Source organism: Martelella lutilitoris, assembly GCF_005924265.1.
GTDB lineage: Bacteria > Pseudomonadota > Alphaproteobacteria > Rhizobiales > Rhizobiaceae > Martelella > Martelella lutilitoris.
Map to the genome: position 1 here is coordinate 345,086 of NZ_VCLB01000006.1, position 15,670 is coordinate 360,755.

Consider the following 15,670-nt stretch of genomic DNA (forward strand, 5'->3'; position numbering starts at 1 on the left):
CGCCCTTTCCGGCTATTTCAGCGCGGCGATCAGCGCCTTGAGCTCGTCCTCGACCTTCGGGCGGATGTCGTCGCGCTTCAGCGCCAGCGCCACATTGGCGATGATGAAGCCTTCCTTGGAGCCGCAGTCGAAGGTCTGGCCGTCAAACTTGTAGCCGTAGAAATCCTGCTGCTGCGCCAGTTTCAGCATGCCGTCGGTCAGTTGGATCTCGTTGCCGGCGCCGCGCTCAAGGGTTTCCAGAATCGGAAAGATCTCCGGCTGCAGGATGTAACGGCCGTTGATGAAGTAGTTGGAGGGCGCCGTCCCCTTCTCCGGCTTCTCGATCATCTCGGTGATCTTGAAGCCATTGCCAACAGCCTCGCCGACGCCAACGATACCGTATTTGTGCGCAAGCTCGGGATCGCATTCCTCGACGGAGACGACATTGCCGCCGGCGACATCATAGACTTCCATCATGCCCTTCAGGCAGGGCTTTTCGGCTTCCATCACCATGTCGGGCAGGATCAGCGCAAATGGTTCTGGCCCGACAATCTCGCGGGCGCACCACACGGCATGGCCAAGCCCGTGCGGTTCCTGCTGACGTGTGAAGGTCGCCGTGCCGGCAGCCGGCAGCATGTCTGCAAGCAGGCTCAGTTCGGCGTTCTTGTTTCGGGCCTTCAGCGTGCTTTCGAGCTCGTACTGGATATCGAAATAATCTTCGATGACGTGCTTGTTGCGGCCGGTGATGAAGACGAAATGATCGATCCCCGCCTCGATCGCCTCATCGACGACATACTGGACAATCGGCTTGTCGACGACCGGAAGCATCTCTTTCGGCACAACCTTTGTGGCGGGCAGGAACCGCGTTCCCAGACCTGCAACCGGCAGAACCGCCTTGCGAACCTTCTTATGCTGAACCAAGACCCTCTCCTCTGATGACTAAAATAAACAAAGTTTCACTCAAGTATGGAATAGGTCTAACAAGATGCAATAGAGAGGGCAATCCGACAACCGCCCCCATGCCGCATTTTCCGGCGGGGGCCGCGACGTCGCGCCGCAGCCCGCCATTTGTTCAGCGTTTTCAGCGCGGCAGCAGGGTCTCGCCCATCAGGGCAAGGTCGATCGAACGGGCCGCCTGGCGACCTTCGCGGATCGCCCAGACCACGAGCGACTGGCCGCGCCGGACGTCGCCTGCGGTCCAGAACCTGTCCACCGACGTCTTGTAGTCATCGTCATTGGCGACGACATTCACCGAACCGCGACGGTCGGTGTTGAGCGTGAGCCGGCCTTCAAGCTCGGCAAGCACGCCGGTCTTCAATGGACCGCGGAAGCCGATCGCGATAAAGGCGAGGTCAGCCTTGATGACAAACTCCGTGCCGGCGATCGGCTGACGCTTCTCGTCCACATGGCAGCATTTCACGCCGGTGAGGATCCCGTCCTCTCCAACGAATTCCAGCGTCGCCACCTGGAATTCGCGCACCGCGCCCTCGGCCTGGGAGGAGGAGGTGCGCATCTTGGTGGCCCAGAACGGCCAGACGGCAAGCTTGTCTTCCTTTTCCGGCGGCTGCGGGCGGATATCGAGCTGGGTCACCTTGACAGCGCCCTGACGGAAGGCCGTGCCCACGCAGTCAGACGCGGTGTCGCCGCCGCCGACAACGACGACATGCTTGCCGCCGGCGAGGATAGGCTCGGACGGCCATCCGGTGCTGTCGATGTTCTCGCGTCCGACGCGCTTGTTCTGCTGCACCAGGAAGGGCATGGCATCGTAAACGCCGTGCAGATCGCCGCCGCCAATGCCGGAAGCGCGCGGCGTTTCGGAGCCGCCGCAGTAAAGCACGGCGTCATATTCGGCGAGCAGATCGTCGACCTTCACATCGACACCGACATTGACGCCGCAGCGGAATTCGACCCCCTCCCCGCGCATCTGTTCAACACGGCGATCGATGAAGTTCTTCTCCATCTTGAAGTCGGGAATACCGTAACGCAGCAGGCCGCCGGGCTTCGTCTCGCGCTCGAACACCACAACATCATGGCCAGCCCGGCCGAGCTGCTGGGCAGCCGACATGCCGGCGGGTCCAGAACCGATCACGGCAACCTTCTTGCCGGTCTTGGTCGTTGCCGGACGCGGCACGATGTAGCCCAGTTCATAGGCCTTGTCGGCGATCGCCTGTTCGATCGTCTTGATCGAGACCGGGATGTCCTCGAGGTTCAGCGTGCAGGCCTCCTCGCAAGGCGCCGGGCACACGCGACCGGTGAACTCCGGAAAATTGTTGGTCGAATGCAGGTTGGCAATCGCCTCTTTCCAGTTGCCGCTATAGACCAGATCGTTCCAGTCCGGGATCTGGTTGTGGATCGGACAGCCTGTCGGACCATGGCAATAGGGAATGCCGCAATCCATGCAGCGTGCCGCCTGTTTCTGCACTTCCGGGTCCGACATCGGGATGGTGAATTCGCGGAAATGGCGAATGCGGTCGGAGGCCGGCTGATACTTCGCAACCTGCCGGTCGATTTCCATGAAACCTGTAACTTTACCCATGACTTTCCCTGAATTACTCGATGACGACAGCGGTGCCGGAGACCGATACCATCAGCATGGTTCCGCTGCCGGAAGTGATGTTTTCATAGTCGAGGTCAATCCCGACAATCGCATTGGCGCCGAGGCCTTGGGCCATCTTCTCGGCCTCGGCAAAAGCCGTCTCGCGGGCCTCCGCGAGCGATTCCTCGTAGGCCGACGACCGCCCGCCGACGATATCGCGAAAGCTCGCACGGATATCCCGGAAGATATTGGCCCCGATGATCGCCTCTCCCGTCACCACGCCCTTGTATTCGACAATCTTGCGGCCCTCGACCGCCGGCGTTGTCGTCATCAGCATGTCCGATCCCTCACTCTTATGACCCGCGTCCTTGACCGCCGGAGCCTGTTGAAGTGGTTCATTTGCCCTTCAGGCCGTTTCCCAGTTCTCGACCTTCAGGCCGGGAACCCGCGCAAATTCTCTCTCGTTCGCCGTCACCACCACCGCGTCGAGCGCCAGCGCGTGGGCGGCAATCAGCATGTCCATCTGACCGATCGCCGTGCCGGCCCTTTCCAGCGCCAGCCGCAGTTCGGCATATTTCCACTCTGCCGGGCTTTCCCATGGCCGGACATCCAGACTGCCAACCAGCGTCTCGACATCCCTTTTGAGCCGCTTAGAGCCCCTTCTCATATATCCGAACCGAAGCTCGGCCACCACGACGATACTGGTACACAGCGCGTCGGCATCTTCCTCGAACAATCTCCGGCCAACGGGTCCGTCCGGGAATTTCAGCGCATGCGATATCGCGTTTGTATCCAGCAGATACCTCATTTTCTAAAGATCAACGTCCCGCGGCGGCAGGTCTTCGATCTCCGGCAACCATTCCTCTTCAGGAAGTGGCGGCTGCGCGCGAAGCCACGCGATAACCTCCCGCGGCGTCATCTTCTTTTCCACCGGTTCGATCGTGATCAGCCCGTTGTGCTCCTGTCTGATGATGACCTCGTCGCCCTCCAGTTCGAAATCGCTCGGGATCCGGACGGCGCGGCTGCGGCCATTCATGAAAATGCGGGATCTCTTTTCCTTGATAGTTCGGTCCGACATCCCAACCTCCATGCGTGTGATATGACAGTGTCATATCACACGCATTTCGTGGCAACAATCACTCCGCCGCGACACCCATGCGCATGCGCTCCATCTCTTCCAGCGCACGACGGTATTCGACCGGCATGACCTTGCGGAACATCGGCCGGTAATGGGCCCAGTCATCCAGGATCGCTTTGGCGCGGGTGGAACCCGTGCAGAGCAGATGGTTGGTGATGAGACGCACCAGACGCTCCTCGTCATGGCGGGTCATGTCGCCGGAAACGTCGACGCGGCCCTTGTGCATGAGATCGCCGCCATGGTGATGCAGCTTCTCCAGCATGTCGTCTTCTTCCGGCACCGGCTCCAGCATGACCATGGCCATGTTGCAGCGATCGGCAAAGCCGCCATCCTCGTCGAGAACATAGGCCACGCCGCCCGACATGCCGGCCGCGAAGTTGCGGCCCGTCGGGCCGAGCACGACGACAAGACCGCCGGTCATGTATTCGCAGCCATGGTCGCCAACGCCCTCGACAACGGCAATCGCGCCGGAGTTTCTAACGGCGAAGCGTTCCCCGGCAACGCCGCGGAAGTAACACTCGCCGGATGTTGCGCCGTAAAGCACCGTATTGCCGACGATGATCGATTCCTCCGGCACGATCGGCGAGTTCTCCGGCGGACGGATGATGATCTTGCCGCCCGAAAGCCCCTTGCCGACATAGTCGTTGCCGTCACCGATCAGGTCAAAGGTCACGCCGCTTGCCAGGAACGCGCCGAAGGACTGTCCGGCCGTGCCGGTGAGCGTCACGGAGATCGTGTCCTCCTTCAGACCCTTTTCGTTCCAGCGCTTGGCGACCTCGCCCGAGAGCATGGCGCCGGCGGAGCGGTCGACATTCTTGATCTCGACGTCGAAGGCGACCTTTTCCTTGTTCTCGAGCGCCGGCATGGCCTTTTCGATCAGCTTGCGGTCAAGAATATCGTCGATCGGATGCTTCTGACGTTCGGTCCAGAAGGTTGCTTCCTTGGGTGCTGCCACCTTGTGGAAGATCTTCGAGAAATCGAGCCCCTTCGACTTCCAGTGTGCGATCGCCTCGTCCTTGTCGAGCAGTTCGACCGAACCGATGACGTCGTTGAGGCTTGTGAAGCCGAGGGCCGCCAGCATCTCGCGCAGTTCCTCGGCAACGAAGAAGAAGTAGTTGACCACATGTTCCGGCAGCCCCTTGAAGCGCTTCCTCAGGACCGGGTCCTGGGTGGCGACGCCGACCGGGCAGGTATTCAGGTGGCACTTGCGCATCATGATGCAGCCGGCCGCGATCAGCGGCGCGGTGGAAAAGCCGAACTCATCGGCGCCGAGCATGGCGCCGATCAGCACGTCGCGGCCCGTCTTCAACCCGCCGTCGACCTGCAGCGCGATGCGCGAACGGAGCCCGTTCAGCACCAGCGTCTGCTGGGTTTCGGCAAGGCCGATCTCCCACGGGCTGCCGGCATGCTTCAGCGAGGTCAGCGGCGAAGCACCGGTGCCGCCGTCGAAACCGGAAATGGTGATGTGGTCGGCGCGCGCCTTGGCGACGCCGGCGGCAACCGTGCCAACGCCCACTTCGGAGACCAGCTTGACCGAGACATCGGCCGTCGGGTTGACGTTCTTCAGGTCGTAGATCAGCTGCGCCAGATCCTCGATCGAATAGATGTCATGGTGCGGCGGCGGCGAGATCAGGCCCACGCCCGGCGTCGAATGACGGGTCTTGGCGATCGTCGCATCGACCTTGTGGCCGGGAAGCTGGCCGCCTTCGCCGGGCTTGGCGCCCTGGGCCACCTTGATCTGCAGCAGATCCGCATTGACCAGATATTCGGTCGTCACACCGAAACGGCCCGACGCAATCTGCTTGATCGCGGAGCGCTCCTTCGGATAGGAGCCGTCGGGCAGCTTCAGATAGCGGTCGCTCTCTTCACCGCCCTCGCCCGTGTTCGACTTGCCGCCGATCTGGTTCATGGCGATCGCAAGCGTGGTGTGCGCCTCGCGCGAGATCGAGCCGAAGGACATGGCGCCGGTGGAGAACCGCTTGACGATTTCGGTCGCCGGTTCGACCTCTTCGAGCGGCACCGGCTTGCGGCCGATCTCCTCGGCATTCTTGATCCGGAACAGCCCGCGAATGGTGTTCATCCGAAGCGTCGTCGCGTTTTCCATCTTGGCGAAGGCGTCGTAGCGGTCTCGCGCATTGCCGCGCACGGCGTGCTGAAGCTCGGCGACGGCATCCGGCGTCCAGGCATGGGCCTCGCCGCGCATGCGGTAGGCATATTCGCCGCCGATGTCGAGCGTGGAGGCCAGCACCGGATCCTTGCCGAAAGCGGCGCGGTGGCGTGCGACGGTCTCTTCGGCGACTTCCGTGAGGCCAACACCCTCTATCATCGAGGCCGTACCGAAGAAGAAGCGTTCGACGAATTCCGACGACAGGCCGATGGCGTCGAAGATCTGCGCGCCGCAATAGGACTGGTAGGTCGAAATGCCCATCTTGGACATAACCTTCAGCATGCCCTTTCCGATCGCCTTGATATAGCGATAGATCACCTCGCCGGCGTCGACCTCCTCGGGGAACATTCCCTTGGCATGCATGTCGGCAAGCGTGTCGAAGGCGAGATAGGGGTTGATGGCTTCCGCGCCATAGCCGGCGAGACAGCAGAAGTGATGCACTTCGCGCGGCTCGCCCGATTCGACCACGAGGCCGACCGAGGTCCTGAGCCCCTTGCGGATCAGGTGATGGTGAACGGCAGCCGTTGCCAGAAGCGCGGGGATCGCGATCCGATCCGGGCCGATCTGGCGGTCGGAGAGCACGATGATGTTGTAGCCGCCCTTGACGGCGGCTTCAGCGCGCTCGCACAGCCGGTCGATCATCTCCGGCATGCCGGCTTCGCCCTGCTCTGCGCCATAGGTGATGTCAAGCGTCTTGGTGTCGAACCGGTCTTCGGTATGGCCGATAGAACGGATCTTTTCCAGGTCGCCATTGGTCAGGATCGGCTGGCGCACTTCCAGGCGCTTCTCGCGCGAGGCGCCCTCATGGTCGAGAATGTTCGGACGCGGGCCGATGAAGGAGACGAGGCTCATCACCAGTTCCTCGCGGATCGGGTCGATCGGCGGGTTGGTGACCTGGGCGAAGTTCTGCTTGAAATAGGTATAGAGCAGCTTCGACTTGTCCGACATCGCCGAAATCGGCGTATCGGTGCCCATCGAGCCGATGGCTTCCTGGCCGGTCGTTGCCATGGGCGACATCAGGATCTTCGTGTCTTCCTGCGTGTAGCCGAAGGCCTGCTGGCGGTCGAGCAGCGACACGTCGCGTCTGAGCGCGCGCGGTTCAACCGGCTTCAGTTCTTCGAGGATGAGCTGGGTGCGGTCGAGCCAGTCCTGATAGGGATGCATGCCGGCCAGTTCGGACTTGATCTCGTCGTCGGAGATGATCCGGCCCTTTTCCATGTCGATCAGAAGCATGCGACCGGGCTGCAGACGCCACTTGGCCACGATGTTTTCTTCTTCGACCGGCAGGACGCCGGCTTCAGACGCCATGATGATCCGGTCATCCTTGGTGATCAGGTAGCGCGCCGGACGCAGTCCGTTACGGTCAAGCGTGGCGCCGATCTGGCGGCCGTCGGTAAAGGCAACGGCGGCCGGGCCGTCCCACGGCTCCATCAGGGCTGCGTGATATTCGTAGAACGCTCTCGTCTGCGGGCCCATCGACATGTTGCCGGCCCAGGCTTCCGGGATCAGCATCATCACGGCATGGGCCATGGAATAGCCGCCCTGCACCAGGAATTCGAGCGCATTGTCGAAACAGGCCGTATCGGACTGGCCCTCATAGGAGATCGGCCAGAGCTTGGAGATATCATCACCGAAGAGCGGCGAGGACACGGAGGCCTGACGGGCGGCCATCCAGTTCACATTGCCCCTGAGCGTGTTGATCTCGCCGTTATGGGCGACCATGCGATAGGGATGCGACAGCTTCCAGGACGGGAAGGTGTTGGTCGAAAAGCGCTGGTGCACGAGGGCAACGGCGGATTCGAAGCGCGGGTCGGAGAGGTCCTTGTAATAGGCGCCGACCTGATAGGCGAGGAACATGCCCTTGTAGACGATGGTCGAGGACGACATCGAGACGATGTAGAAATCTTCCGCAGCACCTTCCGATTCGGAAAAGATCGTGTTCGAGATCACCTTGCGCAGGATGAACAGACGGCGTTCGAAATCCTGCTGCGTATCGGCGCGCGCGCCGGCGCCGATGAAGACCTGCAGGTGATAGGGCTCGGTCGCGGCGATATCCTCCGCCTTCGACAGCGAGGAATTGTCGACCGGCACTTCGCGGAAGCCGAGGAAACGCTGGCCCTCGTCGGCGATCACCTTCTGGATGATGTCCTTGTAGTGTGCGATGCGTTCCGGATCGCGCGGCATGAAGAAATAGCCGACGGCATATTCGCCGACCTTCGGCAGCACGATGCCTTCCTTGGCCATTTCCTCACGGAAGAAGCGATCCGGGATCTGCATCAGCATGCCGGCGCCGTCGCCCATCAGCGGGTCGGCGCCGACGGCGCCGCGATGGGTGAGGTTTTCGAGAATGAACAAGCCGTCCTTGACGATCTGATGCGACTTCTCGCCCTTCATATGGGCGATGAAGCCGACGCCGCAGGCGTCGTGCTCATTCCTCGGATCATAGAGCCCCTGACGTTTGTTGCGACGACCGTCGGCAGCTTTATTGGCGGCAGGCGTCACGGTCATTTGCGTGAGCGGGGCACCACTGAGCGCGGATGGCGTCATCTTCGTCATACAAGATCTCCTTAAAACCTGCCGGACTGCAGGCGAAACCGGATCATGGGTGCAGGCAAATGCGTGAAGGCGCTGATGCACCCTGCTGCCTGCGAACCTCTCTCTCATTTAAAACCGGGACGACCAAATCAACGGGCGCTCCAGCCGATGGCTCTTGTCGTGAGCGAGCCGGAGCGCGGCCTTCCGCTTGTCCGGTCATTATAGACCAAAAAGCGCGAACACGTCAGCCCCTTGCGATCGGCACACGACACAGCCGGACATAAAAATAGGACAGCATAACTGTCCTATCTGCAGTTCATGCCAGAAACCAGGCAAAGTCGCAAGCAAATAATGAAATCGCGCGCCCGAAGGCGAGAGAAAATTACGCCAAGAGGATCAGAAACGCAAGAAAGTTACTATTTTGCGCGTCCTTTCGAAAGACCTGAAAGAAAACGGCAATTTATAGGCAGATTCCACGTCACTGAAACCGAGAGGCGCAAGTTCCTGCGAAAACAGCACATGAAACCGGGCAACCGGGAATGCCCCTTTACAGGCGGCGGCCTTTTCCCTGATATCCCGCTAACCGCATTTCCAGAACGCTTTTGAGGTCTTTATCCATGTTTTTTGCTTCCGACAACTGGTCCGGCGCCCATCCCGCAATCGGCGAAGCGCTGATACGCGAGCAGTCGGGCTATGCCAATGCCTATGGCACAAGCCCGTTGGACCGGAAGATCGAGGCGCGTTTCAACGAGATCTTCGAACGCGAGGTCGCGGTCTTCTTCGTCGGCACCGGCACGGCGGCCAATTCGCTGGCGCTTTCCTCCGTCGGGCGACCGGGCGGCGTGGTCTTCTGCCACAAGGACGCCCATATCGCCAATGACGAGGGTGGCGCGCCGGAATATTTCACCGGCGGCGGCAGGCTTGCCACCGTTTCGGGCCCGGAAGGCAAGATGACGCCGTCGGAGCTGAGGCGCATCGCCGCGCGCTATCCGGCAGACTTCATCCATCATGGCCAGCCAATGGCGCTGTCACTGACGCAGTCGACGGAGGTCGGCACCGTCTACGGCCTTGACGAGATTGATGCGCTCACCGCCGTCGCAAAGGACGGCGGCCTTCCGGTTCACATGGACGGCGCGCGCTTTGCCAATGCGTTGGTGGCGCTCGACACGACGCCCGCGGAAATGACCTGGAAGCGCGGCGTTGACATCCTCTCCTTCGGCGGCACCAAGAACGGCTGCTGGTGCGCGGAGGCGATCGTGTTCATGAACCCGGACCAGGCGCGCGAAATGCCCTTCATCCGCAAGCGCGCCGCCCATCTCTTCTCCAAGACCCGCTTCATCTCGGCCCAGCTCGACGCCTATCTGACAAACGATCTCTGGCTCGACCTTGCCCGCCACTCAAACGCCATGGCCGAGCGGATGCGCATTGCCTTTCGCAAATCGGCAAAGGCGCGGCTTGCCTGGGAGACTCTATCGAACGAGGTTTTCATCATCCTGCCGAAGGCTTCGGCTGAAGCCGCGCGCAGGGCCGGCGCGCAGTTCTACGACTGGCTGACGCCGGCAGACCAGCCCGGGCTCGTCGCCGAGGGCGAGGTTCTGGCGCGCTGCGTGACGAGCTTCGCCACGACTGAGGCCGAGGTCGATCGTTTCGTCTCTTTTCTTGAGGCCGAGCCGCTCACAAAAGGGTAACGGCGCCTCACAGGCCGGTGACGCGGCGTGATGGCCGGGTGACGCTCCATTGATTTCCAAGTGAAGGCCGATTTTGCAAAACTCCTGCGTGCAAGAACAAGACTTGCACAACAATCGAACCCGTCTCGATCAATGAGGAGAATAGCATGTCGAAGACCAACAAGATCAGCGCTGCAACTCTGGCCGGCGCGCTCGCCGTGGCTGTCGGCAGCCTTGCGGCCACCGCCCCCGCCCAGGCCGCCAATGTCAAGTGCTACGGCGTTGCCATGGCCGGCCAGAACGATTGCGCCGCCGGACCGGGCACGACCTGCGCAGGCACGTCCAAGGTCGACTACCAGGGCAATGCCTGGAAATATGTGGCCGAAGGCTCCTGCACGGACATGAAGCTGCCGGGCGACCGCATGGGTTCGCTCAAGCCGCTCGATCGCGATCTGCCCGCAATGTGATTGCGCGTCAACGCCGCCGGTGCCCTCGGCGCGCCGGCGGTCTCGCGTCATCCTGTGAGTGGGAGGACTACACATGTCCAATGAAAAGACTGCCTTGCTTGCCCCGCGACAGATCCCGCAGCGTGCCGGCGCCGGCTTCAAGACCGCCCATGCCGACGCCATCCTGAACGATGACTACGAAATCGGCTTTCTCGAAGTCCATGCAGAAAATTATATGGGCGCCGGCGGCCATCCGCACCGCATCCTGACGCGCATGCGCCGGGACTTCCCCCTGTCCGTCCACGGCGTCGGCCTGTCGATCGGCTCGCCGCGCGGGATTGACCCGGGCCATCTGGAACGGCTGGCAGGCGTTGTCGAGCGCTATGAGCCGGGCCTCGTTTCCGAACACCTGGCCTGGTCGACCCATGACGACGCCTATTACAACGACCTTCTGCCGCTGCCTTATACCGAAGAGACGCTCGCCCATATCGCCAACCACATCGACCGGGTGCAGAACAGGCTCAAACGGCCGATCCTGCTGGAAAACCCGTCCACCTATGTGGCCTTTTCCGAAAGCACGATCCCCGAGACGATCTTCCTCGACGAGATTGCGCGCAAGAGCGGCTGCGGCCTGCTGCTCGACGTCAACAATGTCCATGTGTCAGCGACCAATAACGGCTTTGACGCCCTGTCATACCTGAAGAGCTTTCCGCTGGAGCGGGTCGGCGAAATCCATCTCGCCGGCCACGCAGAGGATGTTGACGATACGGGCGCACCGCTTCTGATCGACGCCCATGACCGGCCCGTCGACGACGCGGTATGGGCGCTTTATGCCTTCGTCATCCAGAAGACCGGCCCGCTGCCGACGCTGATCGAATGGGACAATGACGTGCCCGAATGGCCGATCCTGAAGCGCGAGGCGCAACTGGCCGAGGAGATCATGAACCGGGAAGGCGAGCGCTTCCTGCTCGGCAGCCGCCATGGCTGACCCTCGCTCCGCTGCCGCAACGCTCGAAGGCTTCGCCGCGGCCCTTCTCGGACCGCAGGCCGAAACCGCGCCGGCGGGCGTTGCCAATCCGTTCGGCGGATCGGCCGTCAAGCGCTTCGGCGTCTACCGCAACAATGTCGCTGTCGGGCTCAAAGGCGCGCTCGCGGATATATTCCCGGTAACGCGCGACCTCGTGGGGGAACGGTTCTTCTCGGCCATGGCTGGCGCATACATCGCGCACGAACCGCCGCGAACGCCTGTGATTGCCGAATACGGCCAAGGTTTTGCCGATTTCATCGCCACGTTCGAGCCTGCCGAACATCTGTTCTTCCTGCCCGATATTGCCCGTCTGGAGCGGGCCTGGCTCGACGCCTATCACGCGAGCGATGCGGAACCATTGTCACCCGAGATGCTCCAGACGCTTTCCCCGGACGACCTGATGGCAGCGACCCTCGTCGCGCACCCGGCCACCCGGCTGCAGCGCTTCGACAGCGCGGCGGTGAGCATTTGCCTGCGGGTTCGCAACGGAACCGGGCTCAAGGATTTCGATCCCTCACCGGCCGAGACCGCTCTGGTGACGCGGCCGCGTTACGACGTTTCCGTGCTTTCGCTGGACGACGGACAGTCTGTCTTCTTCAACAAACTGATCGACGGCAGGCCGATCGGCGAGGCGGCCGAGGCCGCGACGACGCTCGACGCCGCCTTTGAACTCGGCGCCGCCTTCTCGATCCTGATGACCTCGGGCGCCTTCATGCGCCTTTCGGCTGCAAGGGAGTAGTCACCATGCATTTCATCTGCACGATCGCGCGCCTACACGAGCGCATATTCAGCCGCCTCCAGGACTTTCTGGCGCCATGGTTTCCGGGACTCTTCGCCCGGCTGGTCTTTGCCTCAACCCTGTGGCTCTACTTCCTCAACTCGGCGCTCACCAAGGTTGAGCCGGGTCTTGCCGGCTTCTTCATGGTTCGCGACTCGGCCTACTACCAGATCGCCCTTCCGGCCGTTGAGGCCGCCGGCGGCAATGTTTCCGCAGTGCCCTTCCTGCCCTGGGGACTGATCGTCCATCTGGGAACCTATGCCGAATTCGCCCTGCCGCTGCTGATTATCCTCGGCCTTGCCACGCGGCTGAGCGCACTCGGCATGCTGGGCTTCATTGCGGTCCAGACATTGGTCGACATCACGGTGCACCAGGTCGGCGGCGAGACCATCGGCGCGCTGTTCGACCGCTTCCCCGACAGCGTGATCCTCGACCAGCGTCTTCTCTGGGCGGTTCCGCTGGTCATGCTGGTGATCTACGGACCCGGCAAGATTTCGCTGGACTACCTGGCCGCGCGAATCACAAGACGCTGGCACGAATGAAAAACGGCGCCCCGAGAGGCGCCGTCCTACAATTTTTACTAGTGGGGGTCTGCCGTCAGGCGGCATCCATCTCCACATTCTTCTGCGCCGAAATCGTTTTCGGCTCTCCGGATCGCGTTTCGATTGCAATTCGACGCGGTTTCATGGCCTCGGGAATGTTGCGAAGCAGCTCAACATAAAGTAGACCATTCTTCAGTGTTGCACCCTGGACTTCCATGTGGTCGGCGAGCTGGAAGCGACGTTCGAATGCACGTTTGGCGATACCGCGATAGAGGTATTCGCTGTTGCCTTCGTCATCTTCCTCGGCCTTCTCGCCTTTCACGGTCAACACGTTGGCATGGGCCTCGATGGAAAGCTCGCTTTCGCTGAAGCCGGCGACGGCCATGGAGATGCGATAGGCATTCTCGCCGGTGCGCTCGATATTATAGGGCGGATAGGCGGGCGCCTGTTCGGGCTGGCCCATCGTGTCGAGGAGATTGAAAAGTCGGTCAAAACCGACGGTAGAACGGTAGAGGGGCGAAAAATCGACGTTACGCATAATGTCCTCCTTTGAGCGACGTATGGTTGCGATGACACTTCCCGGCAATCCCGAAACCGGCGATTGCGGAAAACGGTTGCGGACCCAGTGATTGGCGTCCACGCCAGAGGATTTGGGAAAAGTCGACGACGATTTCAAGAGGGCCTGCGTCGGCAAAATGATCATCGCGCAATCGCGTTGGCGAGGTGCGCTGCAGCACTTTTGCACCACCCTCATCGCCACTATATTGAGAATGAACGCAATATGAATGCACTATTGAACTCACGTTCAGGCACAATGCGCCATTCAGCTTTTGCCGGGAACTACGGCGCACCCGTCCCGGCACCGTTGTCACTCTTGACCCAGTGATAGCGGTATCTTGGCCGGAGCCGAGATGCTTTTACCCCTGTTCAAGCGTCCGGTTCCGGTCCTTTTTCCCGTTCAAATCACCAACCGGCATTGCCTTCGCTCACCTGGCGCGTCATCACAGGCCGATGATGAGCGATGGGCGACAGGCAATGGACGCGAACCAGACAATCGGCATGATGCGCGCCTTCGACGGGGTCATGCTGCGTTACGGGCTGTTCCCTTGCGAAGACGCGTGCGCCACGGTGCTCATCGTCGCGGGCCGGGCAGAATTCATCGAGAAATATGCCGAGACCGTGGCCGATCTTCGCAGGGCCGGTTACGCGGCAGCCATCCTCGACCTGCGCGCCCAGGGGGGCTCCGAACGCCGCCTTGAGGACGGGAACATGGGCCATATCGAGCGGTTTTCGGACTATCCGCGCGACATTCTCGATTTCTTCCTGCAAAAGGTCGAGGGCAAAATGCCGGGACCCTGTTTCCTGCTTGGCCATTCGCTTGGCGGGCTGATCGCGCTTTCGGTTGCCGAACAGGCTCCCGGCCGATTTGCCGGCCTTGTGCTCTCGGCGCCCTTTGTCGGCATCCGCCACGACCGTTACCCGGCCTTTGTGGTCGGCGCCATGGCCTGGCTCTTCAGCCGAACGGGCCGGGCCAGGCAGCGCACTGCGCGGCCGCGCGGCCAACCGGCGCGGTTCGAGGACCAGCCCCATACATCAGACCGCGCCCGCTACGAACGCAATATCGCGGCGGCTGAAACCGATCCGCCCTACCTGCTGGGGCCGGTGACATTCGGCTGGCTTTCGGCCTGCCTCGGCGCGATCCGTCGGCTCACCCGTCCAAAGGCGCTTGCCGTGATCGACTGTCCGTCGCTTGTGCTCTCTGCCGGCCGCGACGCGCTGATCCCGGCCAATTCCCAGGCGCGGCTTGCCGCAAGGCTTGGCGCGCGCCACCTCGTCCTGCCCTCATCCGGGCACGAGATCCTTCAGGAGGTCGATTCCGTGCGCCGCCCTGCCCTTGAGGCGATCCTCGGCTTCTTCGATGAATGCCTGGCTTCGCGCTGAGAAAGCCTTAGCGCGTCCGGTCGGACGCACAAAGGACGCACGATGCGCTAAGCGGCGCTCAGTTCGGCAAGGGCCGCCTGATGCAACGCCGGCGTCGCCGCGGCGATGATTTCGCCACCCAGTTCCGGCCGTTCGCCCGTCCATGTGGTGATCACGCCGCCGGCACTTTCGATGATCGCGATCAGCGCACCGACATCATAGGGCTTCAGGTCGCTCTCGACGACAAGATCGGCAAAGCCCGAAGCCAGTAGACAATAGGCATAGCAATCGATGCCGTAGCGGGCGAGACGGACCTTCCGCTCCAGCCGATCGTAACGCGAAAGCGCGGCCGCGCCCATGATCCTCGGCGAGGTGGTGAACAGCACCGCATCGTCCAGAGTGCGGCAATCGCGGGTTTTCAGCCTTCGCGGCCCGCCGGGTCCGGAAAAGACGCCTCCCTGCGGATCGGCAAAGAACCGCTCGCCGGTAAAAGGCTGGTCCATCAGCCCCATCACCGCCCGGCCGTTCCGGTAAAGTCCGATCAGCGTGCCCCAGACCGGCACGCCGGAAATGAAGGCCCGCGTGCCGTCAATCGGATCGATCACCCAGACATACTCGCGATCAAGCCCGCTTGCGCCATGCTCCTCGCCCAGGATGCCATGATCCGGATAGGTCTCCTCGATCAGTCGCCGGATGGCACTCTCGGCGGCCCGGTCGCCCTCCGTAACCGGGTCGAAGCCGCCGCTCAGCTTGTTGTCGACATCAAGGCCGGAGCGAAAGCGCGGCAATGTCTCGGCAGCGGCGGCATCGGCAAGCCTTGTGAAGAAGGCATGATCGGGAAGCATGGCATATCCTGTGGCAAGACAAGAGGGTGTACTGCCGGTTTCTAGAGTTTTTCCGAGACGAAGGGAATCACGCCTGGCGATAAAATGCGC

General features: G+C 61.8%; 14 protein-coding genes. 6 read left to right on the forward strand and 8 right to left on the reverse strand.

The features are described from left to right. Positions 1–12 precede the first annotated feature (12 nt). The 6 genes from galU to gltB form a co-directional block, all read right to left on the reverse strand. Entirely contained in the window at positions 13–900 is an 888-nt protein-coding gene (gene galU, locus FF124_RS12735; protein ID WP_138748867.1) for a UTP--glucose-1-phosphate uridylyltransferase GalU, read from the reverse strand. Positions 901–1,060: 160 nt separating this feature from the next. After that, positions 1,061–2,515, reverse strand: coding sequence for a glutamate synthase subunit beta (locus FF124_RS12740; protein WP_138748868.1), 1,455 nt, complete (start codon positions 2,513–2,515; stop codon positions 1,061–1,063). 13 nt (positions 2,516–2,528) lie between these two features. Beyond that, positions 2,529–2,852 (reverse strand): heavy metal-binding domain-containing protein, encoded by a 324-nt coding sequence (locus FF124_RS12745; protein WP_138748869.1) that lies wholly within the window; start codon positions 2,850–2,852, stop codon positions 2,529–2,531. 69 nt (positions 2,853–2,921) lie between these two features. Beyond that, positions 2,922–3,323, reverse strand: a complete 402-nt coding sequence (locus FF124_RS12750) for a type II toxin-antitoxin system VapC family toxin (RefSeq protein ID WP_138748870.1) — start codon at positions 3,321–3,323, stop codon at positions 2,922–2,924. Between the two features lie 3 nt (positions 3,324–3,326). Beyond that, positions 3,327–3,551: an antitoxin gene (locus FF124_RS12755; RefSeq protein WP_246072403.1), complete on the reverse strand. Its 225-nt coding sequence runs from the start codon at positions 3,549–3,551 to the stop codon at positions 3,327–3,329. Positions 3,552–3,651: 100 nt separating this feature from the next. Continuing rightward, positions 3,652–8,328 (reverse strand): glutamate synthase large subunit, encoded by a 4,677-nt coding sequence (gltB, locus tag FF124_RS12760; protein ID WP_246072416.1) that lies wholly within the window; start codon positions 8,326–8,328, stop codon positions 3,652–3,654. A gap of 644 nt (positions 8,329–8,972) precedes the next feature. Here gltB and FF124_RS12765 point away from each other — a divergent pair. The 5 genes from FF124_RS12765 (at position 8,973) to FF124_RS12785 (ending at position 12,815) form a co-directional block, all read left to right on the forward strand. After that, positions 8,973–10,043 carry a threonine aldolase family protein gene (locus tag FF124_RS12765; RefSeq protein WP_138748873.1) on the forward strand — a complete coding sequence of 357 codons (1,071 nt, stop codon included), beginning with the start codon at positions 8,973–8,975 and terminating at the stop codon, positions 10,041–10,043. 146 nt (positions 10,044–10,189) lie between these two features. Beyond that, the gene (locus FF124_RS12770) at positions 10,190–10,489 is read left to right on the forward strand and encodes a BufA1 family periplasmic bufferin-type metallophore (protein ID WP_138748874.1); all 300 of its coding nucleotides are present in this window, start codon (positions 10,190–10,192) and stop codon (positions 10,487–10,489) included. A gap of 73 nt (positions 10,490–10,562) precedes the next feature. Continuing rightward, positions 10,563–11,456, forward strand: coding sequence for an MNIO family bufferin maturase (gene bufB / locus FF124_RS12775; RefSeq protein ID WP_138748875.1), 894 nt, complete (start codon positions 10,563–10,565; stop codon positions 11,454–11,456). After that, positions 11,449–12,234: an HvfC/BufC N-terminal domain-containing protein gene (locus FF124_RS12780; protein WP_138748876.1), complete on the forward strand. Its 786-nt coding sequence runs from the start codon at positions 11,449–11,451 to the stop codon at positions 12,232–12,234. Before bufB ends, FF124_RS12780 begins: the two co-directional genes overlap by 8 nt. A gap of 5 nt (positions 12,235–12,239) precedes the next feature. Then, positions 12,240–12,815, forward strand: coding sequence for a DoxX family protein (locus FF124_RS12785; protein WP_138748877.1), 576 nt, complete (start codon positions 12,240–12,242; stop codon positions 12,813–12,815). Between the two features lie 55 nt (positions 12,816–12,870). On the opposite strand, the gene FF124_RS12790 is transcribed toward FF124_RS12785, so the two are convergent. Continuing rightward, on the reverse strand, positions 12,871–13,353 hold the full coding sequence (locus FF124_RS12790) for an Hsp20 family protein (protein WP_138748919.1): 483 nt from the start codon (positions 13,351–13,353) through the stop codon (positions 12,871–12,873). 497 nt (positions 13,354–13,850) lie between these two features. Here FF124_RS12790 and FF124_RS12795 point away from each other — a divergent pair, with 497 nt between their 5' ends. After that, positions 13,851–14,756 (forward strand): alpha/beta fold hydrolase, encoded by a 906-nt coding sequence (locus tag FF124_RS12795; RefSeq protein ID WP_187326920.1) that lies wholly within the window; start codon positions 13,851–13,853, stop codon positions 14,754–14,756. 47 nt (positions 14,757–14,803) lie between these two features. Here FF124_RS12795 and hisN read toward each other — a convergent pair whose 3' ends face one another. Next, positions 14,804–15,580 carry a histidinol-phosphatase gene (gene hisN / locus FF124_RS12800; protein ID WP_138748879.1) on the reverse strand — a complete coding sequence of 259 codons (777 nt, stop codon included), beginning with the start codon at positions 15,578–15,580 and terminating at the stop codon, positions 14,804–14,806. Positions 15,581–15,670 lie beyond the last annotated feature (90 nt).